This is a genomic window from Streptomyces sp. NPDC023157 (assembly GCF_055560575.1).
In genome coordinates this window covers 45299-71358 of the sequence record NZ_JBVHIL010000007.1, presented here as the reverse complement: position 1 = coordinate 71358, position 26060 = coordinate 45299, and the positions used below count along the sequence as shown (strand labels likewise).

Genomic DNA, 26060 nt, shown 5'->3' with positions numbered 1-26060 from the left:
GCATCCGCGCAGGTCGCCTTGACGAACCGACGGCCCCTCAGGACGATGACCGCCCTGGACAGCGTGACCGGTGCGAGGCGGCTCACCGGGCGGACCGGCTCGGCCGGGCCCCGGGTCGACCGCGCGAAGGGGGCAGGTCTGTGAGTGCGACGACCGCGGACCGGCGGTCCGCGAGACGCCGGACACCCGCCCGGACCCCCGGCGCCCGCCGCCCCCGCCCGAGCCCCGGCCCCTTTCAGAGTCCCTGGTTCCTGGTGCTGCCGGCCCTCCTGCCCATCCTGCTGCTCAGCGTCGGCCCGATCCTGTACGGCATCGCGCTGGCCTTCACCGACGCCCAGTCGGGGCGCACCCAGGCCACCGGCTGGATCGGCGCCCTCAACTTCCGGGACCTGCTGCACGACACCCTGTTCTGGGACTCGTTCCGCATCGGCCTCGTCTGGGCGGTCGGCGTCACCGTCCCGCAGTTCCTGCTCGCCCTCGGCCTCGCCCTGCTGCTCGACCAGAAGCTGCGGCTGCGCTGGCTGGCCCGGGCGCTCGCGATCGTCCCCTGGGCGATGCCCGAGGTCGTCGTCGGCATCATGTGGCGGCTGGTCTACAACCCGGACGCGGGCATCCTCAACGAGACCCTGCGCGGCCTCGGCCTCGGTGAGGACCGGGTCTGGCTCGGCGGTCTCGCCACCGCCCTGCCCGCCGTCCTCGTGGTCGGCGTCTGGGCCGGCATGCCGCAGACGACCGTCGCCCTGCTCGCCGGTCTCCAGAACACCCCGCGCGAGCTGCACGAGGCCGCCGCCCTCGACGGCGCCGGGGCCTGGCAGCGTTTCCGCACCGTCACCTGGCCCGCGCTGCGCCCGGTCGCCCTCGCGATCAGCGCCCTCAACCTGATCTGGAACTTCAACTCCTTCGCCCTGGTCTACGTGCTGACCGGCGGCGGACCGGGCGGCCGGACCCGGCTGCCCATGCTCTTCGCCTACGAGGAGGCCTTCCGCTACGGCCAGTTCGGCTACGCCGCCGCCATGGGCTGTGTGATGGTCGCGGTGATCTCCGTCCTCCTCGCCCTGTATCTCGTCGGACGCCTGAGGGGGGACGAGGACCGGTGAGCGCCTTCCGCACCAGCGGGCCCGCGCGGTTCGGCCAGTACCTCGCGCTCCTCGCGTACCTGGTCTTCCTCGCCTTCCCCTTCCTCTGGCTGATCTCCACCGCCTTCAAGCCCGCCGCCGAGCTGGGCTCCCCGCACCCCACCTGGATCCCGCGCGACCCCACGCTCGACAACTTCCGGCAGGCCTTCGACGAGCAGCCGCTGCTCCGCGCGGCCGGGAACAGCCTGCTCGCGGCGCTCGCCGCCGCCCTCGTCGCGGTCCTGGTCGCCACGCCCATGGCCTATGTGCTGGCCCGGCACCGCTCCCGGCTGACGGCCGCCGCCACCGGCTGGGTCGTGGTCAGCCAGGCCTTCCCGTTCGTGCTGCTGATCATCCCGCTCTTCCTCGTCCTGAAGAACCTGCACCTGGTGAACAGCCTGGCCGGCCTGACGGCGGTGTACGTGGTGTGGTCGCTGCCGTTCGCGCTGTGGATGCTCACCGGGTACGTCCGCGCCGTCCCCGTCGAACTGGAGGAGGCGGCGGCCGTCGACGGCGCGGGCCGCCTGCGCGTCCTCGTCTCGGTCACCGCACCGCTGCTCGGCCCCGGCATCGTCGCCACCGCCCTGTTCGCGTTCATCACCGCGTGGAACGAGTTCTTCTTCGCGCTGGTCCTGCTCAAGACTCCCGAGAAACAGACCCTGCCCGTGGTCCTCACCCACTTCCTCGGCGCCGAGGGCGTCGCCGACCTCGGCCCGCTCGCCGCGGCGGCGTTCCTGGCGACCCTCCCGTCCCTCGTCGTCTTCGCCGTCATCCAGCGGCGGATCACCGGCGGCATGATGGCCGGGGCGGTGAAGTCATGAGGTACGGACGCCTGGTGACCGCCGCGGCGGCCGCGCTCACCCTGCTCCTCACCGGCTGCTCGGCCACGGACGGCCCGTCCGCCGACGGCGTGGTCCGGCTCCGCTTCCAGTCCCTCGCCTGGCAGCCGGAGTCCGTCGACGCCAACAGGGAACTGGTGCGGGAGTGGAACGCCGCCCACCCCCGCATCCAGGTCGACTACGTGCAGGGCAGCTGGGACTCGGTCCACGACCAGCTGCTCACCTCCTTCGAGGGCGGCGAGGCACCCGACCTCATCCATGACGCCTCCGACGACCTCGCCGACTTCGCGTACGGCGGCTACCTCGCCGACCTGCGCGGGCTGCTGCCCGCCCGGCTGCGCGCCGACATCCCCGCGCGCAGCTGGCGGACCACCACCTTCGGGGACGGGATCTACGGGGTGCCGTTCCTCCAGGAACCCCGCATGATCATGGCCAACCGGACCCTCCTGAAGGAGGCCGGGGTGCGCGTCCCGACCGCCGAACACCCGTGGAGCTGGGCGGAGTTCCGGCAGGTCGCCAAGGACCTGACGGCGGCCATGGGGGAGGGGCGGTACGCGGTCGCCTGGCCGCTGAAGGAGCCGGTGTCCGTCTCCCTCAACCTCGGCCTCTCCGCCGGCGGCCGGCTCTTCCACCGCGATCCCGACGGCAAGGCCGTGCTGCGGTTCGAGGAGGGCGACGCCGTCGTGCCCGGCACCATCCGGGCCATGGTGGACACCGACCGCACCGCCTCCCGCGCCACCCTCGGCAGCGGCGGCTCGGACACCCTGCCCGGCTTCTTCGGCGGGAAGTACGCGATGGTCCCGCTGGGCTTCTCGTACCGGCAGCAGATCGTCCGGCAGGCGCCGAAGGGCTTCGACTGGACGGTGTTGCCGGCCCCCGCCGGGGCGGGCGGGCTGGCCCAGGGCGTCAGCCCGCAGACCCTGTCCATCGCCGAGGACAGCCCCCACAAGAAGGAGGCGGCGCGGTTCCTCGACTTCTTCCTCCAGCCCCGCAACACGGTCCGGCTGGCGCGCGGCGACTGGATGCTGCCCACCTCCACCACCGCCCTCGCCGACCCGGCCCTGCACACCCCCGCGTACGGCTGGGCCACCGGCGCGGCCGTCGCCCGGCAGCTCAGCCCGGCGCCCGCCCAGTCGGTGCGCGGCTACCCGGAGTGGAAGGACAAGGTCGCCACCCCCGCGTTCCAGGAGTACTACAGCGGCGCCATCGACACCGCCGAGCTGCGCACCCGCCTGGTGGTGGACGGGAACAGGGTCCTGGCCCGCTATCAGCGCGAGTAGACGCGAGGAGCGGAGGCGTCCGGGGAACCGCGTAATTCCTTAGACGAGACGTATCGTCTCACTTAGTCTGGGCGCATGACCACGACCCCCCGCTCCCACATCGCCATGTTCTCCATCGCCGCCCACGGGCATGTGAACCCCAGCCTCGACGTGATCCGCGAGCTCGTCGACCGGGGCCACCGGGTGAGCTACGCGATCCCCGCCGCCTTCGCCGAGAAGGTCGCCGCGACCGGCGCCACCCCCGTCGTCTACGGCTCGACCCTCCCAGTCGACGACGACCCCGACGCGTGGGGCACCGAACTCATCGACAACATCGAGCCCTTCCTCGCCGACGCGATCCAGGCTCTCCCGCAGCTCGACGCGGCCTTCGACGGCGACCGGCCGGACCTGGTGCTGCACGACATCACCTCGTACCCCGCCCGCGTCCTCGCCCACACCTGGGGCGTCCCCGCCGTCTCGCTCTGGCCGAACCTCGTCCCCTGGGAGGGGTACGAGGAGGAGGTCGCCGAGCCGATGTACGCGGAGCTCAAGGCCACGCCGCGCGGCCAGGCGTACTACGCGCGCTTCACCGCGTGGCTCACCGCGCACGGCGTCCCCACCCACCCCGACGCGTTCGTGGGCCGCCCGCGCCGCGGGCTCGTGCTCATCCCCCGGGCGCTCCAGCCGCACGCCGACCGGGTCGACGAGTCCGTCTTCACCTTCGTCGGCGCCTGTCGCGGCGAGCGCGCCGAGCCCGCGCGGTGGCGGCGGCCGGAGGGCGCCGGAAAGCTGCTCCTGGTCTCGCTCGGCTCCTCCTACACCAAGCAGCCGGCCTTCTACCGGGACTGCGTCGAGGCCTTCGGCGGCCTCGACGACTGGCATGTCGTCCTCCAGATCGGGAAGTTCGTCGACCCGGCCGAGCTCGGCGAGGTCCCGGACAACATCGAGGTGCGCTCCTGGGTCCCGCAGCCCGCGATCCTGGCGGAGGCCGACGCCTTCGTCACCCACGCGGGCGCGGGCGGCAGCCAGGAGGGCCTGGCCACGGCGATCCCGATGGTCGCCGTGCCGCAGGCGGTCGACCAGTTCGGCAACGCCGACATGCTCCAGTCGCTCGGCGTCGCCCGCCACCTGCCGAAGGACGAGGTCACGCCCGAGCGCCTGCGCGAGGCCGTGCTCACCCTCGTCGCCGACCCCGAGGTGGCCCGCCGCGCCCGGCTGATCCAGGAGGCGATGGCCCATGAGGGCGGGACGCGCCGCGCGGCCGACCTGATCGAGGCGGAACTCCCGTAGGTCCCTCCACGCGGGCGGCCCGCACCCCTGTCCGGGGCTCAGGCCTCCTCGGCCGCCGTGTCGGCCGCGGGCACCGCCGTCCGCCTCCTGCGGTACGCCATCACAGCGCACACAGCGAGGAGGAGGGCGGCCACGGCGGACACCCCGAGGGCCGTGTGCTCGGCGAAGAGGCGGCCCAGCACTTCGAGCACGCCGAGGCCAGCGGTCGCGTAGACCAGGGCCCAGGCCGCCCCGCCCACGAACAGGGCGGGGAGGTAGCGCGGCAACGGCATGCGCATGCTGCCCGCGAGGAAGTTGGCGGCGGTCTGGAAGCCGACGGTCAGGAAGGAGACGGCCACCACCGGGGCGCCCCACCGCTGGATCGACCGCTCGGCGCGCAGGAACTTCTCCGAGGAGATCCGCCCGGCGAACCTGCTGCGCCGGGCGCCGGCGCCGGCGAGCCAGCCGACGGCGAACGTCCCTCCGGCGCGGAGCAGGATGATGACGTACAGGGCGCCGGCCGTGAGCGCGATCTTATCCACGACGGTTCCGTCCTCCGGGTTCCTTGCCCGCCCGTACGCCAGGCAAGGTAACCCTAACCGAACGCGGACGGGGTGGATGCGGGGCGCCGGGCCGGCCGGGACCGCGGACGTGCTCCGTCGCAATCGGACGGCTCGTCCCGATTCCTTATTACGAAACGTTGTTGAATAAGTCACAGCCGCGTGGAGCCCTTGATTCACCCCCTCCCATCGGACAGGGTTTCGGCCAGCTACCGGAGAGCTCCGTTCCAGGAGCCCCCCGCGGCCGGCGGCCGTCGCGCCCTCCCCCACGGGGCACGGCGGCCGTCCTAGGGTGTGGGCATGAACACGACGTACGCGGCCCTGCTGCGCGGGATCAACGTGAGCGGACGCAACAAGGTCCCCATGGCGGAGCTCCGTTCCGTCCTCGAAGGGCTCGGCCACCGCGGGGTGCGCACCTATCTGCAGAGCGGCAACGCCGTCTTCACCACCGACCGCGAGGACTCCGAGGACGAGCTCGCCGCCGCCCTCGAAGCGGCGATCGAGGAGCACTTCGGCTTCCGCGTCCCCTGCCTCGTGCGCGACCACGCCTATCTCGCGGCCGTCGCCGAAGCCTGCCCGTTCCCCGCGGCCGAACTGGAGGGCAAGCAGCTGCACGCCCTCTACTACTCCGGGCCCGTCACGGCGGACCGCTTCGCCAGGATCGACCAGGAGGCGTTCCTGCCCGAGGCCTTCGCCCTCGGCGACCGGGTCCTCTACCTCTACGTCCCCGGCGGCCTCGGCACCTCCAAACTCGCCGAGGCCGTCTCCCGGCCCTCCCTCAACAAGGACGTCACCGTCACCGCCCGCAACTGGAACACCGTCGTCAAGCTGGTGGAGATGACCGCGGCCGAGGGGTGAATGGCCCAGTGCGACGAGGTGCGAATGGCCCGGTGTTCCGGGCCATCGGCTGGCTAGGGTCTCTTCCATGACGACCACCGTGGACTTCTACTTCGACCCCGCCTGCCCCTTCGCCTGGATCACCTCCCGCTGGATCCTCGAAGTCGAGCGGCACCGCGACCTCGACCTGCGCTTCCGCGTGATGAGCCTCTACCTCCACAACGAGGGCAACGACCTGCCCGACTGGTACCGCACCCTCGTCGACGCCTCCATCGGCCCCGTCCGGGTCGCCGCCGCCGCTGCCGCACAGCACGGCGAGGAGATCCTGCGCCCGCTCTACACCGCGTACGGCACCCGCATCCACGAGCAGAAGAACAAGGACTTCGACGCCGTGATCGCCGAGTCCCTCGCCGAACTCGGCCTGCCCGCCGCCCTCGCCGAGGCCGCCCACGACCCCGCGTACGACGAGGCCGTCCGGCGCAGTCACGACGCCGGCAAGGACCCCGAGGCCGACGCCTACGTCGGCACCCCCACCCTGCACGTCGACGGCACCGCCTGGTTCGGGCCCGTGCTGCGGGCCATCCCGCGCGGCGAGCGGGCCGCCGAACTCTTCGACAGCTACCGCGTGCTGACCGCCCACCCCGACCTCTTCGAGCTCAAGCGCACCCGCACCGGCGGCCTCGACTTCGCCTAGGCCCGTCCTTCGGGCCAGGCCGGGCCCGTGGGGCCTGGCCCCGGCCCGGCGGCCCCTGTCGCGAAAATTCAAGACCGGGCCGGGCGGCCCCCGTAGCGTCGACGGCATGAACGAGATCCACGCACACCTCACCGTCTGCGCCGCCGAAGCCGCCCGCGTCACCCGGGGGATCACCCCGCAGCAGCTCGCCGCGCCGTCCGTCTGCGCCGACTGGACGGTCCGCGAACTCGCCAACCACCTGGTCCTCTACAGCGCGCACGGCCTCGAACACCGCGCCCTGCGCACCCAGCTGCCCGAGGAGACCGTCCAGCGCGACTTCACCGCCGACACCGACTGGGCCGAGCGGTACGCCGCCCAGCTCGACCGGGCGCTCGCCGCCTGGGAGAAGCCCGAGGCATGGGACGGCGAGGTCGACCTCGGCGGCAGCTCCGTCGCCGCCCCCGAGATCGCGTCGATGCTGGTCAAGGAACTCGCCCTGCACGGCTGGGACCTGGCCGCCTCCACCGGCGGATCCTTCGCGGTCCCCGAGGACACCGCCGTCTTCCTGCTCGGCGTCGTCGAGCGGTACGCGGAGATCTTCCGCCAGTACGACGGCTTCGCCGAGCCGGTCGCCGTCCCCGACGACGCCGACCCCTTCACCCGGGCCCTCGCCCTCAGCGGGCGTACGCCGAAGGGCTAGAGGGGTGTCCTGCCCCTAGCCGGTCAACCGGTCGGCCGGGGCGCTCACGGCGGACGCGTACCGCTCCAGGAGCAGCCGGGCCAGCTCCGGGGCGGGCCCCAGGACGTCCGCGAGGACGTCGGCGTCGGCCGCGCCCGCCGCGATGCGGTCCGGGAGGCGGCCCGGCGCGATCACGTACGGGGCCACGGCCACCCGGCGGACGCCGGGCTCGGCGCGGAGCGCCCGTACCGCCTCGTCCGTACGCGGCAGAGATGCGGAGGCGAACGCAGGCCGCACGGAGCACCAACCGGTGCGCCGCAGCTCCCGCGCCGTTTCTGCGATCACTGCGATCGCCTCCGGGTCGGTGGAGCCCGCCGAGGCCAGGACGACCCCGGTCGCGCTCTTGTCGCCGGGCGTGAGCCCGGCCTCGTACAGCCGCCGTTCCACCGCCGCGAGCAGCAGCGGCGAGGGGCCGAGGACCTCCGCCTGCCGGACCCGCAGCCCGGCCGGGGCCTGCCGCAGGACGGCGGGGATGTCGGCCTTCGCGTGGAAGGCGCGGGTCAGCAGCAGCGGCAGCGCCACCACCTCCCGCACCCCGTCGGCGGCGAGCCGGTCGAGCACCCCCGGCACCGACGGCAGGTTGAAGTCCAGGAACGCCGTCTCCACCCGCAGCCCCGGCCGCAGCGCGCCGGCCCGGCGGACCAGCGCCTGGACGGTCGCCGCGTGCCGCGGGTCGCGGCTGCCGTGGGCGATGACGAGCAGAGTCGGGGCGGTCATGGGGATCAGGCCTTCACCAGCAGGCCGCGGCGGCGCAGTACGGCACGCTCCACCGGGCTGAACACCAGCAGGTCGATGGCGACACCGACGAGCAGGATCAGGAAGATCGCCAGGAAGATCCCCGGCATGTCGAAGTTGTTGCGCCCGTTCTCCAGGAGCTGGCCGAGGCCGAGGCCCAGGTCGGGGGAGGAGGCGATGATCTCCGCCGCCATGAGCGAGCGCCACGAGAACGCCCAGCCCTGCTTCAGGCCCGCGAGGTAGCCGGGCAGCGCGGCCGGCATCACGATGTGCCAGGCGCCCTTCAGTCCGGTCGCGCCGAGCGTCCGCCCGGCCCGCAGGAACAGCGGCGGCACCTGGTCCACGCCGGCCACCAGGCCGTTGGCGATGGACGGGACCGCGCCGAGCAGGATCACCGCGTACATCATGCTGTCGTTGAGGCCCAGCCACAGGACCGCGGGCGCCACCCAGGCGACCGACGGCAGTGACTGCAGTCCGGACAGGATCGGGCCGATCGCCGTCCGCACCACACTCACCCGGGCGACCAGCAGGCCCAGCGGAGTGCCGATCGCGAGGGCGAGCAGGAAGCCCAGCAGGGCTCGGGACACGCTGGTCCACAGGACTTCGAGGAGGGTGCCCTCCAGCCACATCGCGGACAGGCTGTCCCACACGGCGCCCGGGGAGGGCAGCTTGCCCGCGTCGGCGACCTCGAAGGTCACCAGGAGCTGCCACACCACCAGCACCAGCGCGATGGCGAGGACCGGCGGCAGAACCTTCTTCAGGAGGACCTCGCGCACCGGGGCCCGCCGGACCTGCACGCTGTCGAGCGCGTCGAGTCCGGCCTCCAGACCGGCGAGGTCGTCGGCCTTCACCCGCTCGGCGGGCGGCGTCGTCTCAGTGCTGGCCATGGCGGCGGATCTCCCCACGCAGTTCTTCGGTGATCTCGACGGACAGCTCCGCCACGGCGGCGTCCTCGATGCGGCGCGGCTGCGGAATGCCGATGGTCCACTCGCGGGCGATCCGGCCGGGCCGGGAGGACAGCAGGACGACGCGCTCGGCCAGCCGCACGGCCTCGCGCACGTTGTGCGTGACGAAGAGGACCGAGAGCCGGGTCTCCCGCCAGATCCGGGTGAGCTCGTCGTGCAGCACGTCCCGGGTGATCGCGTCGAGCGCGGCGAACGGCTCGTCCATCAGCAGCAGGTCGCTGTCCTGGGCGAGCGCCCGGGCCAGAGCCACCCGCTGCCGCATGCCGCCGGACAGCTCGTGGACGCGCTTGTCGTACGAGCCGCCGAGCCGCACCAGTTCGAGCAGCCGCTCGGCCTCCGGGCGGCGCTCGGCCTTCGGCAGCCCGCGCAGCTTCAGCGCGAGCTCGATGTTCTTGCCCGCGGTGAGCCACGGGAACAGGGCGTGCTCCTGGAACATCAGGGCCGGCCGGCCGCCGGGGGTCTCGATGGACCCCGCGGACGGCCGGTCGAGCCCGGCGACCAGGTTGAGCAGGGTGGACTTGCCGCAGCCCGAGGCGCCCAGGAGGGTGACGAACTCACCCGGGGCGACATCGAGCGAGATGTCGTCGAGGACGAGCTGTCCGCCGGCGGGACCGCCGAAGGACTTCGAGACGTGCTCGATGCGCGCGGCGTGACCCACCGCGCCCGCGCGGTCCTCGGCCTTGGCGAGCGTCGTGGTCGTGGCCATGGTCGTCACCTCCTGGGTTGAGCTGCGGCTGGGTTACTTCGCGCCGAGACCGGCGTCGGAGACCTCGGGCTTGCCCGCGGCCTTCAGGACCTTGTTGAGCGCCTTCAGGTCGTAGATGCCGTTCAGGTCGGGCTGCTTGAGGAGACCGGCCTTCACCGCGTGGTCGGCCTGCGCCCGCAGGGTGGCCGCCAGCGGGTCGTCGATGAACTGGATCGACGGCCAGGCACTGTCGATCACCTTGGCGCCGAGCGGCTTGCCGGACAGCTCCTTCAGCTTGGCGTTGGCCGAGGCCTTCGCCTTGTCCTGGTTGGCGTTGATCCACTCGTTGGTCTTCACCGAACCGCGCAGCACCGCCTCCACCACGTCGGGGTGCGCCTTCAGGAACTTCTGCGACACGATGATGTTGGTGATGACGAACTTCTTGTCCGGCCACAGGTCGGACTCGTCGAGCAGCACCTTCGCGCCCTGGCTGACCAGCTTCGACGCGGTCGGCTCCGGCACCCAGGCGCCGTCGATGGAGCCGGACTTGTAGGCGTCCGGGGTGATCTTGTTGTCCGTGCGGACCACGGAGACGTCGCCCTTGCCGCTCTGGGCGTCGACGCTCCAGCCCTTCTCCGAGATCCAGTTGAGGAAGGCCACGTCCTGCGTGTTGCCCAGCTGCGGGGTGGCGATCCGCTTGCCCTTGACCTCGTCGAGCGACTTGATCTTCGCCGGGTTGACGACCAGCTTCACGCCGCCGGAGGCCGAGCCGCCGACGATGCGCAGGTTGGTGCCCTTGGACTTGGTGAAGCCGTTGATGGACGGCGAGGGGCCGATGAAGCCGATGTCGATCGAGTCGGCGTTGAGCGCCTCGATCTCGGAGGGGCCGGCGTTGAAGGTCGACACCTTCAACTGGGTGCCGCCCAGCTCCTTCTGGAAGATGCCCTCCTGGTCGCCGACCAGCGCGGTGGCGTGCGTCAGGTTGGGGAAGTACCCGAGCCGTACGGTGTCGGCGGAGAGCTTCGCGCCCTCGGCGGCCACCTTCTTCTCGTCGTTGTTCTTGGCCTCGGAGCCGTAGCCGCAGGAGGCGAGCGCCCCGATGAGCAGGGGCAGGGCGGCAGCGGCGGCCAGGCCGCGGCGCAGGGTGGTACGGGTGGTGGCAGGCACGGGAGGTGTTCCCCTCGATTCAGCTTCTGCGAAGTCTTCGTCTGTGTCTATGTCGTACGGGGTGGAACGGGTCGAGCGGCATCGCGCCGTCGCAACGGCGCATCGAGGTCAGCACGCACATCGCGCGACACCTCCCCGGCCCGCGCCGAGCGCACCGGAACCGACCCGGCCGCCCTCCTTGGCGAAGGTGGCCCAAAAATCCTGAGTCATCGTCAGAAATCCCATCCTTCTTCGTCGTTCTCGACGGCCACGGGCGCCGCCGGCTTGGCCGAGGCGAACGACTCGCCCGCCATGCCGGCCGCGAGCGTGGTGCCGTCCGCGGGGTCGATCAGCAGGAACGAGCCCGTACGGCGTGAGTCGGCGTACGCGTCGAGCGCGAGCGGCTCGGCGGTGCGGACCTTGACCCGGCCGATGTCGTTGGCGACCAGCTGCCCGGGCTCCGGGTGCTGGGAGAGGTCGTCCAGGGTGAGCCGGGACGGGATCTCCTTCACGATCGCCTTGACCGTGCGGGTGGTGTGCTTGAGGAGCACCCGCTGCCCCACGGCCAGCGGCCGGTCCGCCACGTGGCAGACGGTCGCCTCGACGTCCTGGCTGGTGGCCGGGGCGTCGCCGACCGGGGCGAGCAGGTCGCCGCGCGAGATGTCGAGGTCGTCGGTCAGCCGGATGGTCACCGACTGCGGCGCCCACGCGATGTCCACGGACTCGCCGAGCGCGTCGATCCCGGCGATCGTCGTCGTCTTCCCCGAGGGCAGGACGGTGATCTCCTCGCCGACGCGGAAGGCACCGGCCGCGATCTGGCCCGCGTATCCCCGGTAGTCGGGGTGCTCGGCCGTCTGCGGGCGGATCACGTACTGGACCGGGAAGCGCGCGTGGCAGGCCGTCAGGTCGTGGCTGACCGGGACGGTCTCCAGGTGCTCCAGGACCGTCGGACCGCCGTACCAGTCCATGTTCGCCGACGGCTCCACCACGTTGTCACCGGCGAGCGCCGAGATCGGGATCGCGGTGATCTCCGGGACGCCCAGCTCGGAGGCGTACGTCGTGAACTCCTCGGCGATGGAGGCGAAGACGGCCTCGCGGTACTCGACCAGGTCCATCTTGTTCACCGCGAGGACCACGTGCGGCACCCGCAGCAGGGCGGCCACCGCGGCGTGCCGGCGGGTCTGCTCCACGACACCGTTGCGGGCGTCGACGAGGACCACGGCCAGCTCGGCCGTCGAGGCGCCCGTCACCATGTTCCGGGTGTACTGCACGTGCCCGGGGGTGTCGGCGAGGATGAACCGGCGCCGCGGCGTCGCGAAGTAGCGGTACGCCACGTCGATGGTGATGCCCTGCTCCCGCTCGGCCCGCAGGCCGTCGGTCAGCAGCGCCAGGTCCGGAGCCTCCTGGCCGCGCTTGATGGACGCGGCCTCGACGGCCTCCAGCTGGTCGGTGAGGACCGACTTGGAGTCGTGCAGCAGGCGGCCCACCAGGGTGGACTTACCGTCGTCGACGGACCCGGCGGTGGCGAAACGCAGCAGGGTGGTGGCCGAGACGTCGGCGAACTGCTCGGTGGACGTGCTCATTAGAAGTACCCTTCGCGCTTGCGGTCTTCCATCGCGGCCTCGGACATCTTGTCGTCGGCGCGGGTCGCGCCCCGCTCGGTGAGACGGGAGGCGGCGATCTCGGCGATGACGGCGTCGAGCGTGGTGGCGTCGGAGTCGACGGCGCCGGTGCAGGACATGTCGCCGACGGTGCGGTAGCGGATGAGCCGCTTCTCGACCGTCTCGGTGTCCTTGGCGCCGCCCCACTCGCCGGCCGTCAGCCACATGCCGTTGCGGGCGAAGACCTCGCGCTCGTGGGCGAAGTAGATCTCCGGCAGCTCGATGCCCTCGCGGGCGATGTACTGCCACACGTCCAGCTCGGTCCAGTTGGAGAGCGGGAAGACCCGGACGTGCTCACCGGGGGCGTGCCGGCCGTTGTACAGCTGCCACAGCTCGGGCCGCTGCCGGCGCGGGTCCCACTGGGAGAACTCGTCGCGCAGGCTGAACACCCGCTCCTTGGCGCGGGCCTTCTCCTCGTCGCGCCGCCCGCCACCGAACACGGCGTCGAATCGGTGCTGCTGGATCGCCTCCGTCAGCGGGACGGTCTGCAACGGGTTGCGGGTGCCGTCGGGGCGCTCGCGCAGCTTGCCCGCGTCGATGTACTCCTGCACGGAGGCCACGTGCAGCCGCAGCCCGTGCTGGGCCACGACCCGGTCGCGGTACTCCAGGACCTCGGGGAAGTTGTGCCCGGTGTCGACGTGCAGCAGCGTGAAGGGGACCGGCGCCGGGGCGAAGGCCTTCAGCGCCAGGTGCAGCATGACGATCGAGTCCTTGCCGCCGGAGAAGAGGATCACCGGCCGCTCGAACTCACCCGCCACCTCACGGAAGATGTGGACGGCCTCGGACTCCAGGGAGTCGAGGTGCGACAGCGCGAACGGGCTGTCGGTCGCCTCGTGGACATGAGCGACAGTGGTCACAGCAGACCCCTCTCGGTGAGCAGCGCGTGGAGCTGCGCCGCGGACTCCTGCACGGTCTGGGTGTGGGACTCGATCCGCAGATCCGGGTTCCGCGGCTCGTCGTACGGGTCGTCGACGCCGGTGAGACCGCTGATCTCACCCGCGGCCTGCTTGGCGTACAGCCCCTTCACGTCCCGCACCGAGCACACGTCCACCGGAGTGGCGACGTGCACCTCGACGTACGGGGTGTCCTGGGCCGCGTGGCGCTTGCGGACCGCCTCGCGGCTGTCCTCGTACGGCGCGATGACCGGGACCAGGACCGTCACGCCGTTGGAGGCGAGCAGTTCCGCGACGAAGCCGATGCGCTGCACGTTGGTGTGCCGGTCCTCGCGGCTGAAGCCGAGGCCCGCGGAGAGGAACTCGCGGATCTCGTCGCCGTCGAGGATCTCGACGCGCTGCCCTTCGACGCGCAGCCGGCCGGCCAGCTCGTACGCGATGGTCGTCTTGCCGGCGCTCGGCAGGCCGGTGAGCCAGACGGTGGCACCGGTCACGTGGTTCTCCTGGGAGGTCTCGATGCGGGGGGTGGGGGTGGTGGTCATCAGGCGTGCAGTCCGCACTCGGTCTTGGCCCGGCCGGCCCAGCGGCCGGCCCGTGCGTCCTCGCCGTCCTCGACCCGGCGGGTGCAGGGGGCGCAGCCGACGGAGGCGTAACCGTCCATGAGGAGCGGGTTGGTGAGCACCCCGTGCTCCAGGACGTACGCGTCCACGTCGTCCTGGGTCCAGCGGGCGATGGGGGAGACCTTGACCTTCTGGCGCTTCTCGTCCCAGCCGACGACCGGGGTGTCCGCCCGGGTCGGGGACTCGTCGCGGCGCAGGCCGGTGGCCCACGCGGCGTACGCGGTCAGGCCCTCCTCCAGCGGCTTGACCTTGCGCAGCGCGCAGCACAGGTCGGGGTCGCGCTCGTGGAGCTTCGCGCCGTACTCGGCGTCCTGCTCCTCCACCGTCTGACGCGGGGTCAGGGTGATGACGTTGACGTCCATGACCGCGTCGACCGCGTCACGGGTGCCGATCGTCTCGGGGAAGTGGTAGCCGGTGTCGAGGAAGACGACGTCGACACCGGGCAGGGCGCGGGAGGCGAGGTGGGCGACGACCGCGTCCTCCATGGAGGAGGTGACGCAGAAGCGCTCCCCGAAGGTGCCGGCGGCCCACTGGAGGATCTCCAGCGCGGAGGCGTCCTCCAGCTCGCGGCCGGCCTGCTCGGCGAGTGCCTGAAGGTCGGCCGCGGTGGCGTCCCGCGCGATCCGAGTGACCGTCATATCTGTTCCCTCCCAGGGGTGTTGCCCGAAGTCTCCGGGGCGAGGAGCCCCAGGAACTTCAGCTGGAAGGCTCGACTGCAGGCCCTGCATTCCCACGCGCCATGGCCCTGCTCGTGCGGACGCAGGTCCTCGTCCCCGCAGTAGGGGCAGTGGAAGGGGGCGGCTCGCTCGCTCACGACAGCGCCTCCTCCGACGCGCGCGCCGCCCAGGTGGCGAAGCGCTCGCCGTCCTCGCGCTCCGCCTGGAAGCGCGTGAGGACCCGCTCGACGTAGTCGGGCAGCTCGGCCGAGGTGACCTTGAGGCCGCGGACCTTGCGGCCGAAGCCGGCCTCCAGGCCGAGCGCGCCGCCGAGGTGCACCTGGTAGCCCTCGACCCGGTTGCCCTCGTCGTCCAGGACCAGCTGGCCCTTGAGACCGATGTCGGCGACCTGGATGCGGGCGCAGGCGTTCGGGCAGCCGTTGATGTTGATGGTGATCGGCTCGTCGAACTCCGGGATGCGGCGCTCCAGTTCGTCGATGAGCGAGGCGCCGCGCGCCTTGGTCTCGACGATGGCCAGCTTGCAGAACTCGATGCCGGTGCAGGCCATCGTGCCGCGCCGGAACGGCGAGGGGGTCACCCGCAGGTCCAGGGACTCCAGGGCGGAGACGATCGAGTCGACCTGCGCCTCCTCGATGTCCAGGACGATCATCTTCTGCTCGGCGGTGGTGCGGACCCGGCCCGAACCGTGCGCCTCGGCGATCTCGGCGATCTTCGTCAGGGTGGTGCCGTCGACCCGGCCGACGCGCGGGGCGAAGCCCACGTAGAAGCGCCCGTCGAGCTGCTTGTGGACGCCCACGTGGTCGCGCCAGCGGCCGGCCGGCTGCTCGGGGGCGGGCCCGTCGGTCAGCTTGCGCTGGAGGTACTCGTCCTCCAGGACCTGGCGGAACTTCTCCGGGCCCCAGTCGGCGACCAGGAACTTCAGGCGGGCGCGGGTGCGCAGCCGGCGGTAGCCGTAGTCGCGGAAGATCGAGATGACGCCCTCGTAGACGTCGGGCACCTCGTCCAGGGAGACCCAGGTGCCGAGCCGGACGCCCAGCTTGGGGTTGGTGGAGAGGCCGCCGCCGACCCAGACGTCGAAGCCGGGGCCGTGCTCCGGGTGGTGCACGCCGACGAAGGAGATGTCGTTGATCTCGTGCGCCACGTCGAGCAGCGGCGAGCCGGAGACCGCCGACTTGAACTTGCGGGGCAGGTTGGAGAACTCCGGGTTGCCGACGATGCGGCGCTGGATCTCCTCGATGGCGGGGGTGCCGTCGATGATCTCGTTCACGGCGATGCCGGCGACGGGCGAGCCGAGGATGACGCGCGGGGTGTCGCCGCAGGCCTCGGTGGTGGAGAGGCCGACCGCCTCCAGGCGGTTCCAGATCTCCGGGACGTCCTCGATCCGGATCCAGTGGTACTGGACGTTCTGCCGGTCGGTGAGGTCGGCGGTGCCGCGCGCGAACTCCTGTGAGATCTCGCCGATGACCCGCAGCTGCTCGGTGGTCAGCCGGCCGCCGTCGACGCGGACGCGGAGCATGAAGTACTCGGCGTCCAGCTCCTCCGGCTCCAGGACACCGGTCTTGGTGCCGTCCAGACCCTCGCGGCGCTGGGTGTACAGGCCCCACCAGCGCATCCGGCCGCGCAGGTCGTTGGGGTCGATGGAGTCGAATCCACGCTTGGAGTAGATCGTCTCAATACGTGTCCGTACATTGAGACCGTCGTCGTCCTTCTTGAACTGCTCATTGCCGTTCAGCGGGGTGAAGTGCCCCGCGGCCCACTGACCCTCGCCGCGGTGGCGCCCGGTCTTGCGGCGGGCGGCGGCGGGAGTGGGGTTTTCCGGGGTGGCGGCCATGGCGATATGTCCTTCGGGACTGCGGGAGGGCGGCTCTGACCTGCACACTCGCGCTCAGGATGGAGGGCGGCGCGACAGTGCGCAGAGAAAGGGACAGCAGGAAGATGCGCGGCGGTGCTGGTTCGATCAGCGCGCCGAACAGATGGCGCTGGACATGCGGCCTAGGTCGACGTGCCGCCGACTCACCAAGGCAATTCCAGTTCCAGACATGACGGAAGCGTGTCACGGGACTTTGGACCCAGTCCAGCATTATCCAGAATGTGGACATCGGTGTCTCGAAGAGCGAGATGGTGTGGTCTGGGTCACGCGAAAGGGGCCCAGTTCAGGGCCCCTTCGGCGAGTGGAACGCGATGGCTCAGGCGTACGCGCCCGGCCACGGCCCCGGGTTCGCGGTCTCCTCGGTCTCCTCGGTTTTCGTGTCGAACAGACGGAAGCCGCGGCGCTCGTAGTTGCTCATCGCGTGCGGGCCGTCCAGGGAGCAGGTGTGCAGCCAGACCCGCTTGGTCGGCTCCCGGTCCGGCCAGCGCTCGGCCAGGTCCCAGGCGCGCTCCACCCCGTACGACAGCAGGCGGCCGCCGATCCGCCGGCCCCGGAAGGCGGGGATCAGGCCGAAGTAGACGATCTCCACGACCCCGTCGTCCTGCGGGTCCAGCTCGACATAGCCGGCCGGTGTCCCGTTCTCGTACGCCACCCAGATCTCGGCGCCCGGCTTCTCCACGATCTCCTGCCACTGCGGGTAGGTCAGCGACAGCCGGTCGGTCCAGCGGATGTCGCCGCCGACCGCGGTATAGAGGAAGCGGCTGAACTCCGCCGAGGGCACCCCGGCGCGCTCGATCCGCAGATCGACGCCCTCCGGCGGGGCGACCGGGTTCAGATCGGACGGCGAGGTCTGTTCCAGCGACCAGGTGGTGAGAGTGATGCTCATGGGCTTATCGCATCATGTGGAGCGGCGGATTCCTACAGGCGACGGGGGTGGACCGGGTGTCCTCGGACACATTGTCCGGCATGCGGACAGGCCGCGGACGGCTCCCTCGGGCGCGGCGCGGCATCAGCGGTACTAACTGATCATCACTCCGGAGCAGCTCACGGTCTCGGCGGGGACGTCACGCCAGGCGACGCCCGTCCGCAGCACGTACAGGATGCCGACGAGAGCCGTCCTGTCCGGAACTCGGGGTCGCCCGGGATGGCGGTGGCGTCGCTCGGGAGCGGGTGGCGGCAGGGGAGCCATCCGCTCCCACAGATCGTCCGGGATTCGACTCGTTGCGGAGCGAAGGGCCCTGGAAGAAGACGTGCGAGCCATGAGTCTCCGGCACACCCACGTGTGGGGTGTCGCTGTTCGTTTGGTGGGGCGGGCCCGGGTTACGGACCGGACCCGCTCGGTGCGGTGGTCAGGCCTTCGCGTCGGACTGCCCGCCGGAGGCGGAGGCGGGGGCGGGCGTGGACTCGGGCGCGTCGGCCTTGCCGCCCTGGTTGAGCATGCCGCCGAGGGCGCTGAGGTTGCCTCCTCCGGCTCCGCCGGTCGCGAGCGGTGCCACCTTGCCGACGGCGTCGACCGCGATCTGGGCCATCTTCTGCACGTGTTCGGTGGCGGTCTTCAGCGCTTCCTGGGCGCGTATGCCGGCTTCCTTGTCGTTCCCGGCGGCGGCCTCGATTCCCTTGCTGAGCACCTGGCTCATGCTGTCGAGGCCGCTCATGTCGCGGAACAGGTTCGCGGTGGCCAGGGTCTGCGCCGCCGTCTGGAGGCCGACCGGGTCGGGCATCGCCACCAGCGGCGTGAACTGCGCCTGGGAGACGCCCAGGCCGGCCGCCGTGGTGTCGAGGTTCTGCCCGCGGCTGCCGGTGGACACCGGGGCGATGTCGGCCGGTGTGATCTGGATGGGCGAGTCCTTCCAGTTCCAGAAGCGGGTGAGGTCGATCTTCTCGGCCGAGTTGGACCGGCCGAGGACGGCCTCTGCGAAGACGCCGTTGGTGGCGATGGCGATCGTGTGGGCCACCGGCGTACCGAAGGTGCTGTCGCCCGGCTGGCGAGCCTTGGTCCACTCCTCGCGCTCCTGCTCGCTGGCGAAGTTCCAGCGGAAGCCGAGGTAGTTGCCGGTGGCGGCGATGGGCTTCGGGTCAAGGAGCATGCCGAGGGGGACGGGCCCCTGACTGGATCCCGCCGGGGTGTAGGAGTAGTTGGCGAGGATGCGGCTGAGGGTGAGCTCGTCGGCGTTGGCCCATACGGCCTGGCTGTAGTGGCGGCGGTTGTCGTTCAGGTGGTCCAAGACCGCCTGGGGCACGTTCCCGCCCCGTACGTGGAAGCCGATGGACGCGACGTAGGTGCGGCTGCCGGAGCGCACGGTCGAGCCGAAGAGGCCGCAGATCGCGGAGGCGCCGCCGGCGTCCTCGGACAGGTCGGGTGCGACGGTGGTGGTCGCGGCGATGCCGAAGTTCGCCACGCCCGAGGTCATCTTCAGGCGCAGCCCGGCGAGGCTGCCGCGGGCGGCCGTGCCGGACCAGGCTTCGTAGGAGATCAGCTTGTCGGCGCCGCCGAAGACGTAGGACGCCTGCTGCAGGCCCGAGCCGCCGGTGTCGCCGCAGCTGAAGGCGTGGCTGGGGAAGACCACCTGGATGCCGCGGATCCCCGCGTCGTCGGTCCAGACGTCGATCCTGGACGCGTAGGCGGAGTCGGCCTTCGGCTGGTCCTCGAAGGCTATCGGCGCCTCGCGCGCCAGGATCCGGCTGAGCGTGCCGTTGTTCATGAGCGCCCAGTAGTCGCCGGGGGCGGCCGAGGCGACCTGCGCCACCCCGACGACGTCGCGGAGGGCGCCCGTCGCAGGGCGCACCAAGGTCGTCGCACCGGGCTCCAGACGGAAGAGCATGGTCTCCGTGCTGGTCGGGGACTGCACGACGGCCCAGACCGCACCGTCGGCAGTGGCCGACAGGCGCTGCACCCCGGCCCCGTTGCGCTGCGCCCAGCCGGTGCCGCTGCGCTCGTACACGACTCCCTGCCGGGAGTACCACACCTTGTCCTTGCCGGTGGCGGCTATCTCGTCGGCCGCGACCCCCAGGTCCGTCCATGTGCCGTTCAGGGTGCGTTGGTAGAGAGTGTTGAGGCCACCCACGTGGTAGACCGTGCCGTCCGCGCCGCAGGCGACGCGCGTCCCGGCGGCCCCCGTGTCGCTGCGCCAGGTCGTCCCGTCGAACTGCATGACGGACTTGTCGGCCCGGATCGCCCAGACGGTGTCCTTGCCCGGTGCGATCCGGCTCAGGCCGCCGCTCAGTCCCGTGGTGGGCAGCGGCTTCCACTGCTGGGTCGCGGGATCGAACTTGACGGGGTTGCCGTCGGCCTTGCGTACCCCGTACACGCCCATGGCCGAAGCGGCGATGTCGGCCAGCTCCACCCCGCCGAAGTCCTGCTTCTCCGCAGCTTCCGGCGCCGCGCACACGTCGAGCTTGCGCACGGCGGTGTCGAACGGGTTCGCCGTGCGGATCTTCTCCGCCCAGTCGACCGGCGCCACCGACGCGAGGACGTCCTTGTACCGCTGGAGGCTGGTGTGGGTGAAGGTCAGCTCCTGCAGCGGGATGAACAGACAGCGTTCCAGCCTGGTCGGCTTCGTCGTCACGGTGTAGACCTGGACGACCTCGTAGTACTGCACCGACATGGCGTGCATGTGGTTGTAGTTGGTCACGACCCGGGTCATGACCTGGTCTTTCTCCGTCTGCGATGTCTCGCGTACGACAGTCATGTTCCGGCTGCGTGCAGCGGTCGCCAGCTGCTGGGTCCGCGCGCTGATCCGCTGCGTCGCCTCCTGCGCCACCGACCGCACGCCCGTGGAACGCGAGACCGCGCTCGCGATGCCCATGTTCGACGACTTGCTCCAGTTGCCGCCGCCGCCGAGGCCGAAGAGCGCGACGCCGACACTGCCCCCGGAGCTGGACGACTGGCCGAACTCGAAGCCCTGGGAGCTGCCGTACTGCTCCTCGCGGGCGATCGCGTTCGCGACCTCGCTGATCGATCGGTTCTGGTCGGTCGTCCCGGACAGCACGTCGTTCTCGGACGCGTTCTCGGTGCCGGTGGCCCGGGTGGTGTGCTGCCAGTCGACGACCGCGACCCGGGTGCTCTCGCCGGGCGCGAGGGCCAGGCTGTGCAGCAGCCGGCCGAGCGTGACGCCCTGGGCCGACCAGCTCTGCTCCGTCGTGACGACCATGCCCTCGGCGGGCCGGTCGTAGAACGGCAGGTTCTCCTCGCCGAGGTCGATCGCGCCGGTCAGGGCACGCGCCGGCGTCGCCCCGGGGATGTCGGTGAGCACCACCGACTGGTACCGGACGACCTCCGTCGGGTAGTTGCCGGTGGACGGGAGCAGGTCCTTCGGCGTCGCGCCGTCCAGCATCGCCTTGTCCACCTCGAACCCGGGCGGCTTGCTCGCCGCAGGGGCCGTGCTCGTCGGAGCGGTGTCGGGTGTTCCAGTGCTCGGGGTGGTCATCACGATTCCTGTCTGCGGAAGGGGATGGAGCCGCCACGACGCCAGGCACCGTCCGCGCCGGGCGCCAGGGCGAACGACGCTTTTCGGAACGCGAAATTACACAGAATGATCACCAGAAAAACACACTTCGACAAGAATGGCCGGAACCGGTGCCCGGGTCCGAGACAGTCCGCCACCACACGCCGACGATCACCCGCGTATACGGACGGCGGGTCACCCTCGCTGAGACCATCGACCCGTCCCACCGGGCTGGTGCTGCACACGGGGAAGGAGAAGGCGTGGGGCCTGGTGTCCTCTTCGCCGAACCGGGCCGCTGAATGGCCGGACCAGGAGGGCGACCGTCCGGGGACACCGAATACCGCTTGATCGAGACGAGTAGTGCCTGCCGTCGAACTTGCGGACTTCTTTCTGAAACGATCAGTAAGGGGTACGGCGGGGGTGCGCGACGCGGGGACTGCGGGGGCTGCCGGGCTGCCGGGTCGCCGGGTCGCCGGGCTGCCGGGGCGCCGGGCTCCGGGCTCCGGGCCGCCGGGCCCGCTAGCCCCGCGGTCCCGTCGCCGTCCGCGCGGCCAGGACCGCGGGGGCCGTGGACCGGGGCAGCAGGTCCGCCGGGTGGGCGGGGCGGCGCAGCTCCACCTCGACCTCCTCGCCGAAGCGGTACGGGCGGTGGGCGAGGACCCCCGCCAGGTTGCGCCGCACCCGCGACATCTCGGCCCGTACCGTCACCGTCCGCGTCCGGTCCCCGAACACGTCCTGCGCCAGCTCCGCCGCCGTCCGGCCCTCCGGGTGCAGCGCGAGCACGTACAGCAGCTCGGCGTGGCGCGGGCTCAGCTCCTGGGACCAGCTGCCGACCGCGCCCGACACGGACACCGTGCAGCGGCGCGGCCCGGTCAGGTCGAGCACCACCCGGCTCACCGCGCCCGAGGCGGTGTCGGCCGCCCGCGTCTCCTCCTCGGCCCGCAGCAGCCAGCCGCCCGGCAGCGGCTCCACCGCGCACATCCCCAGCGAGGGCAGCCACACCCGGCCGGCCCGGAATGACTTGGGCAGCGCGAGCCGGTCCACCGGCGCCATCCCGGTCACCGCGGCCGTCCAGCCGTGGGTGTCGACGGCGACGGCCCGGCCGCCCACCCGGCACAGGATCGGCGCCGCCACCGACCGCAGCCGCTCGATCGACCGCAGATGCCGCTGGCGCATCTCCGCCTCGGCGAGCTGCGCCACCGAACCGACCAGCGCCAGCGTCGCCGGATGGAAGCTGGACGCCGGGCCGCTCACGTCGACGATGCCGAGCAGCCGCTGGTCGCGCGGATCGTGCACCGGTGCGGCGGCGCAGGTCCAGTTGTGCAGGGTGTGCACGTAGTGCTCGGCCGAGTGGACCTGCACGGCCCGGTCCATCGCGAGCGCCGTGCCCACCGCGTTCGTCCCGGTCGACTGCTCGCTCCAGGCCGCGCCCTCCTCCAGACAGATCCCGTTGGCCTGCCGCAGCACCCCCAGGTTGCCCTCGCGCCACAGCACCCGGCCCTGCTCGTCCGTCACGACCATGATCTGCAGGGAGGCGTCGGCGATCCCCGCCAGGCCCGCGCTCAGCGTCCGCATCACCTCGCCGAGCACCGTCGCCCGGCGCCGCTGCTCCAGCTCCTCGCGCTCCAGGAGCACACTGCTCGTGGTCTGGTCCGGGTCGAGGCCGATCCGGAACATGCGCTGCCAGGACGCGTCGATGACCGGGCGGGGCGCCACCGGCGGCGTCCGGCCGGCCAGGGTCTCCTCGCGCACCTGGTGCAGCAGCCGGCTCGCCTTGCCGGCGTCCATCGCGGCGAGCCGGTTCAGGTCCAGCTTCTTGTTGTTCATCGGTCCCTCCCAGCTCCCCGCGGTGCTGTGTCGGTTCGGTCCCCGGGTGGTCGTGCCCGGTCCGGAGTTCTGCCGCCCATCGTGCCGCTCCGGAGAGCGACGCGCGGGGTGCTTCGGGTAATCCTGCAACCCTTTGCAACTCTGGCGACCCCCGCCCCCGTCGAGGAGTCTGGAGCCGAAGCGGAGGGTGGTGCCGTGTCGGCGCAGCACCACCCTCGGCTTTTCCGCGCGTGCCGACCCCCCCGGAGCGCCCGCCGACCGGCGGCCGCCCCCACGGGTCCACCCCTGGGCACGCGCGGACATCACCCCGAAGACGGGCCGACCGCACGCGAGTTCACGCGGCCGGTCAGGCCCGCTCACCGCACAGCGTTCACGCGGCCGGTCGGGCCCGCTCACCGCACAGCGTTCAGGCGGCCGGTCGGGCCCGCTCCACCACCGCCGCCAGGTCCAGCGTGTGCGGCAGCGTCCCGAACGACGCCCCCCAGTCCCCGCCCAGCCGCGAGGCGCAGAACGCGTCCGCCACCTCGGGCGGCGCCCACCGCACCAGCAGCGCCCCCTGGAGCACCCGCGCCATCCGCTCCACCAGCCGCCGGGCCCGCGCCTCGATGCCCTCCAGGTCGGCGAGCTCGGCCAGCATGTCCCGGATCGCCCGGTCCAGCCGGTGATCCGCGCCGCGCGCCCGCCCCACCTCGCCCAGGAAGGCGTTCAACGCCGCCGGCTCCCGCTGGAGCACCCGCAGCACGTCGAGCGCCTGCACATTGCCCGCGCCCTCCCAGACCGAGTTCAGCGGCGACTCCCGCAGCAGCCGCGGCAGCCCCGACTCCTCCACGTACCCGTTCCCGCCCAGGCACTCCAGCGCCTCCGCCACCACCGGCGTGCACCGCTTCGTCACCCAGAACTTCGCCACCGGCACCGCGATCCGCAGCAGCGCCCGGTCCGCCTCGCTCCCGCCGTCGTACGCCGCCGCGAGCCGCAGCCCCAGCACCGTCGCCGCCTCCGACTCCAGTGCCAGATCGGCGAGCACGTTGCGCATCAGCGGCTTGTCGACGAGCAGCCCGCCGAACGCCTTCCGGTACGAGGCGTGGTGCACCGCCTGCGCCACCGCCTGCCGCATCAGCGCCGCAGAGCCCAGCACGCAGTCGAGCCGGGTCGCCGCCACCATCCCGATGATCGTGCGCACCCCGCGCCCCTCCTCGCCGACCCGGCGCGCCCAGGTCGACCCGTCGAACTCGACCTCGGCGGAGGCGTTCGACCGGTTGCCCAGCTTGTCCTTGAGCCGCTGGATCGCGAACGCGTTGCGCGTGCCGTCCGGCAGCACCCGGGGCACCAGAAAACACGTCAGGCCACCAGGAGCCTGCGCCAGCACCAGGAACCCGTCCGACATCGGCGCCGAACAGAACCACTTGTGCCCCGTCAGGACGTACGCCCCGTCCTCCGCCAGCGGCTCCGCCCGGGTGGTGTTCGCCCGGACGTCGCTGCCGCCCTGCTTCTCCGTCATCCCCATCCCGAGCAGCACGCCCGTCTTCTCCAGCGGCGGCCGCAGCCCCTGCTCGTACACCCGGGAGGCGATCAGCGGCTCCCAGAGCGCCGCCAGTTCCGGCTCCGCCCGCAGCGCCGGCACCGCCGCGTGCGTCATCGACAGCGGGCAGCCGTGGCCCGCCTCCACCTGCGAGGCCAGCAGGAAACCCGCCGCCCGCCGCACATGCCCGCCCGGCCGGCCCCACGCGTCCGTCAGACCCGCCGCCACCCCGCGCCCGAGCAGCCGGTGCCAGGCCGGATGGAACTCCACCTCGTCGATCCGGTTGCCGTACCGGTCGTGGGTCCGCAACCGGGGCGCACAGGCGTTCGCGAGCGTCCCCCACTCCAGTGCCTGGGCCGAGCCCGCCGAGACGCCGAAGGCCACGAGCTCCTCGCGCGCCTGCGCGTACAGCTCCGGCGGCAGATGCCGTTCCACGGCCTCTGCGAGGGCCCGGTCGGTCGAGAAGACGTCATGGCCGACCAGGGGCGGAGCCTGGTTGGTCACGGTGTGGGTGCCGTCAGTCATGCCGATACGGTAAGGAGGTGCAGGCAGCAAACGAAACACCCGACAGGCCCGAGCGGCGGCCCTGGAGCCGGCTCCACCGCGCTCGCGTCCTCTACCGCAACGTCTCGAAGCGGAAGATGGCCTGGCTGCTCCTCAAGGACACCGTGAACTCGTGCATCGAGTACCGGATCCTCGGGCTCGCCGCCGAAGCCGCGTTCTTCACCCTGCTGTCCCTGCCACCCCTGCTGCTCGGCCTGATCGCCCTCCTCGGCTACGCCGACGACTGGACCAACACCAACACCGTCTCCAGCCTTGAGGAGAACATCCTCCACGCCGCCGGAACGGTCCTCTCCGACCGGGGCGTCAACGAGTTCGCCCGCCCCCTGCTGGAAGGCGTCACCGAGGGCAAACGGCCCGAGCTGATCTCCCTGGGCTTCGCCATCGCCCTCTGGTCGGGCTCCCGCGCCGTCAACGTCTTCATCGACACCATCACCGTCATGTACGGCCTCGACGGCCACCGCGGCATCGTGAAGACCAGGCTCCTCTCCTTCCTCCTCTACATCGTGGCCCTGCTGATCGGCGCCGTCGTACTGCCGCTCGCGGTCGTCGGACCGGACCGGATCGTCGAGCTCCTCCCCTGGGGCACGGAAGTCGTCTCCGTCCTGTACTGGCCGACGGTCATCCTGCTCTCCATCGCCTTCCTGACGACCCTGTACCACGTGTCCGTCCCGGTCCGCTCCCCGTGGATCGAGGACATCCCCGGCGCGCTCGTCGCCCTCGCCATGTGGGTCCTCGGCAGCTTCCTCCTCCGCATCTACCTGACCAGCCAGGTCGAGGGCCCCACCATCTACGGCTCCCTCGCCGCCCCCATCGCCGTCCTCCTGTGGATCGGCATCTCCGCCTTCGCCGTCCTCGTCGGCGCCGCCGTCAACGCGGCCATCGACCGCGTCTGGCCCTCCGTCGCCACCGCCGCCGCCCGCGAGGCCGGCGAACGCGCCCGCGCCGTCCAGGCCGCCGACCTGGTCGCCCGGCTGCGGTCGGAGGAGGACGACGTGGACGAGGACGACCCGGACATGCCGTCGGAGTTCCCCGAACGCTGGTCGAAGTTCCTGCCGCCGGACGACGTGAAGTCACGGCTGCACTCGGGGTGGGACAAGGACGCGCCTTAGGTGTTCTGCCTCGGGAGGTTGTGGACGGCTGGGCAGTTGAGTCCTATGGGTCG

The 26060-nt window shown here is 71.8% G+C and carries 25 protein-coding genes; 8 read left to right on the top strand and 17 right to left on the bottom strand.

Annotated elements, in window-relative coordinates; translation table 11 throughout:
• Positions 1 to 140 precede the first annotated feature (140 nt).
• The 4 genes from ACZ3ZE_RS25045 (at position 141) to mgt (ending at position 4503) form a co-directional block, all read left to right on the top strand.
• Positions 141 to 1097 (top strand): carbohydrate ABC transporter permease, encoded by a 957-nt coding sequence (locus tag ACZ3ZE_RS25045; RefSeq protein WP_467260772.1) that lies wholly within the window; start codon positions 141 to 143, stop codon positions 1095 to 1097.
• Positions 1094 to 1936 (top strand): carbohydrate ABC transporter permease, encoded by an 843-nt coding sequence (locus ACZ3ZE_RS25040; protein ID WP_361177064.1) that lies wholly within the window; start codon positions 1094 to 1096, stop codon positions 1934 to 1936. The genes ACZ3ZE_RS25045 and ACZ3ZE_RS25040 overlap by 4 nt, the downstream gene beginning before the upstream one ends.
• Positions 1933 to 3234, top strand: coding sequence for an ABC transporter substrate-binding protein (locus tag ACZ3ZE_RS25035; RefSeq protein ID WP_361177066.1), 1302 nt, complete (start codon positions 1933 to 1935; stop codon positions 3232 to 3234). Before ACZ3ZE_RS25040 ends, ACZ3ZE_RS25035 begins: the two co-directional genes overlap by 4 nt.
• A gap of 75 nt (positions 3235 to 3309) precedes the next feature.
• The gene (gene mgt, locus ACZ3ZE_RS25030) at positions 3310 to 4503 is read left to right on the top strand and encodes a macrolide-inactivating glycosyltransferase (protein ID WP_467260769.1); all 1194 of its coding nucleotides are present in this window, start codon (positions 3310 to 3312) and stop codon (positions 4501 to 4503) included.
• Positions 4504 to 4541: 38 nt separating this feature from the next.
• Here the strand turns inward: mgt and ACZ3ZE_RS25025 are convergent, their stop codons facing one another.
• Complete coding sequence (locus ACZ3ZE_RS25025; RefSeq protein ID WP_467260767.1) at positions 4542 to 5024, bottom strand: DedA family protein; 483 nt, start codon at positions 5022 to 5024, stop codon at positions 4542 to 4544.
• A gap of 318 nt (positions 5025 to 5342) precedes the next feature.
• Here ACZ3ZE_RS25025 and ACZ3ZE_RS25020 point away from each other — a divergent pair, with 318 nt between their 5' ends.
• The 3 genes from ACZ3ZE_RS25020 (at position 5343) to ACZ3ZE_RS25010 (ending at position 7252) form a co-directional block, all read left to right on the top strand.
• Positions 5343 to 5900, top strand: coding sequence for a DUF1697 domain-containing protein (locus ACZ3ZE_RS25020; protein WP_361628960.1), 558 nt, complete (start codon positions 5343 to 5345; stop codon positions 5898 to 5900).
• A 67-nt stretch (positions 5901 to 5967) separates the two neighbouring features.
• Positions 5968 to 6573, top strand: a complete 606-nt coding sequence (locus ACZ3ZE_RS25015) for a mycothiol-dependent nitroreductase Rv2466c family protein (protein WP_361177075.1) — start codon at positions 5968 to 5970, stop codon at positions 6571 to 6573.
• A gap of 106 nt (positions 6574 to 6679) precedes the next feature.
• Positions 6680 to 7252: a TIGR03086 family metal-binding protein gene (locus ACZ3ZE_RS25010; protein ID WP_361177077.1), complete on the top strand. Its 573-nt coding sequence runs from the start codon at positions 6680 to 6682 to the stop codon at positions 7250 to 7252.
• 15 nt (positions 7253 to 7267) lie between these two features.
• Here the strand turns inward: ACZ3ZE_RS25010 and ACZ3ZE_RS25005 are convergent, their stop codons facing one another.
• From ACZ3ZE_RS25005 to ACZ3ZE_RS24930, 16 genes are all read right to left on the bottom strand, one after another.
• Positions 7268 to 8008 carry a sirohydrochlorin chelatase gene (locus tag ACZ3ZE_RS25005; RefSeq protein ID WP_361177079.1) on the bottom strand — a complete coding sequence of 247 codons (741 nt, stop codon included), beginning with the start codon at positions 8006 to 8008 and terminating at the stop codon, positions 7268 to 7270.
• Between the two features lie 5 nt (positions 8009 to 8013).
• On the bottom strand, positions 8014 to 8913 hold the full coding sequence (locus ACZ3ZE_RS25000) for an ABC transporter permease (protein ID WP_361177081.1): 900 nt from the start codon (positions 8911 to 8913) through the stop codon (positions 8014 to 8016).
• Entirely contained in the window at positions 8900 to 9697 is a 798-nt protein-coding gene (locus ACZ3ZE_RS24995; protein ID WP_361177083.1) for an ABC transporter ATP-binding protein, read from the bottom strand. Before ACZ3ZE_RS24995 ends, ACZ3ZE_RS25000 begins: the two co-directional genes overlap by 14 nt.
• Positions 9698 to 9730: 33 nt before the next feature.
• Positions 9731 to 10843, bottom strand: a complete 1113-nt coding sequence (locus ACZ3ZE_RS24990; protein WP_361177085.1) for an ABC transporter substrate-binding protein — start codon at positions 10841 to 10843, stop codon at positions 9731 to 9733.
• A gap of 212 nt (positions 10844 to 11055) precedes the next feature.
• Positions 11056 to 12405: a sulfate adenylyltransferase subunit 1 gene (locus tag ACZ3ZE_RS24985; RefSeq protein ID WP_361177087.1), complete on the bottom strand. Its 1350-nt coding sequence runs from the start codon at positions 12403 to 12405 to the stop codon at positions 11056 to 11058.
• Entirely contained in the window at positions 12405 to 13340 is a 936-nt protein-coding gene (gene cysD, locus ACZ3ZE_RS24980; RefSeq protein WP_361177089.1) for a sulfate adenylyltransferase subunit CysD, read from the bottom strand. Before cysD ends, ACZ3ZE_RS24985 begins: the two co-directional genes overlap by 1 nt.
• Positions 13337 to 13918 carry an adenylyl-sulfate kinase gene (gene cysC, locus ACZ3ZE_RS24975; protein WP_467260765.1) on the bottom strand — a complete coding sequence of 194 codons (582 nt, stop codon included), beginning with the start codon at positions 13916 to 13918 and terminating at the stop codon, positions 13337 to 13339. Before cysC ends, cysD begins: the two co-directional genes overlap by 4 nt.
• Positions 13918 to 14634, bottom strand: coding sequence for a phosphoadenylyl-sulfate reductase (locus tag ACZ3ZE_RS24970; RefSeq protein WP_361177093.1), 717 nt, complete (start codon positions 14632 to 14634; stop codon positions 13918 to 13920). Before ACZ3ZE_RS24970 ends, cysC begins: the two co-directional genes overlap by 1 nt.
• Positions 14631 to 14810 carry a hypothetical protein gene (locus ACZ3ZE_RS24965; RefSeq protein ID WP_329425321.1) on the bottom strand — a complete coding sequence of 60 codons (180 nt, stop codon included), beginning with the start codon at positions 14808 to 14810 and terminating at the stop codon, positions 14631 to 14633. The genes ACZ3ZE_RS24970 and ACZ3ZE_RS24965 overlap by 4 nt, the downstream gene beginning before the upstream one ends.
• Positions 14807 to 16504, bottom strand: a complete 1698-nt coding sequence (locus tag ACZ3ZE_RS24960; protein ID WP_361177095.1) for a nitrite/sulfite reductase — start codon at positions 16502 to 16504, stop codon at positions 14807 to 14809. Before ACZ3ZE_RS24960 ends, ACZ3ZE_RS24965 begins: the two co-directional genes overlap by 4 nt.
• Before the next feature lie 126 nt (positions 16505 to 16630).
• A complete protein-coding gene (locus ACZ3ZE_RS24955) occupies positions 16631 to 16714 on the bottom strand; it encodes a putative leader peptide (protein ID WP_351188065.1) in 84 nt (27 codons plus the stop codon).
• Between the two features lie 145 nt (positions 16715 to 16859).
• The gene (locus ACZ3ZE_RS24950; protein WP_361177097.1) at positions 16860 to 17429 is read right to left on the bottom strand and encodes a GNAT family N-acetyltransferase; all 570 of its coding nucleotides are present in this window, start codon (positions 17427 to 17429) and stop codon (positions 16860 to 16862) included.
• A 132-nt stretch (positions 17430 to 17561) separates the two neighbouring features.
• Positions 17562 to 17804, bottom strand: coding sequence for a transposase (locus tag ACZ3ZE_RS24945; RefSeq protein ID WP_442305637.1), 243 nt, complete (start codon positions 17802 to 17804; stop codon positions 17562 to 17564).
• An 88-nt stretch (positions 17805 to 17892) separates the two neighbouring features.
• Positions 17893 to 20970, bottom strand: a complete 3078-nt coding sequence (locus ACZ3ZE_RS24940) for a hypothetical protein (protein WP_467260762.1) — start codon at positions 20968 to 20970, stop codon at positions 17893 to 17895.
• A gap of 537 nt (positions 20971 to 21507) precedes the next feature.
• Entirely contained in the window at positions 21508 to 22815 is a 1308-nt protein-coding gene (locus tag ACZ3ZE_RS24935; RefSeq protein ID WP_361177101.1) for a GAF domain-containing protein, read from the bottom strand.
• A gap of 406 nt (positions 22816 to 23221) precedes the next feature.
• Positions 23222 to 24859 (bottom strand): acyl-CoA dehydrogenase family protein, encoded by a 1638-nt coding sequence (locus ACZ3ZE_RS24930; protein ID WP_361177103.1) that lies wholly within the window; start codon positions 24857 to 24859, stop codon positions 23222 to 23224.
• 17 nt (positions 24860 to 24876) lie between these two features.
• Between ACZ3ZE_RS24930 and ACZ3ZE_RS24925 the strand changes: the two genes are divergently transcribed.
• Positions 24877 to 26007: a YihY/virulence factor BrkB family protein gene (locus ACZ3ZE_RS24925; protein WP_361177105.1), complete on the top strand. Its 1131-nt coding sequence runs from the start codon at positions 24877 to 24879 to the stop codon at positions 26005 to 26007.
• The last annotated feature ends 53 nt before the right edge of the window (positions 26008 to 26060 follow it).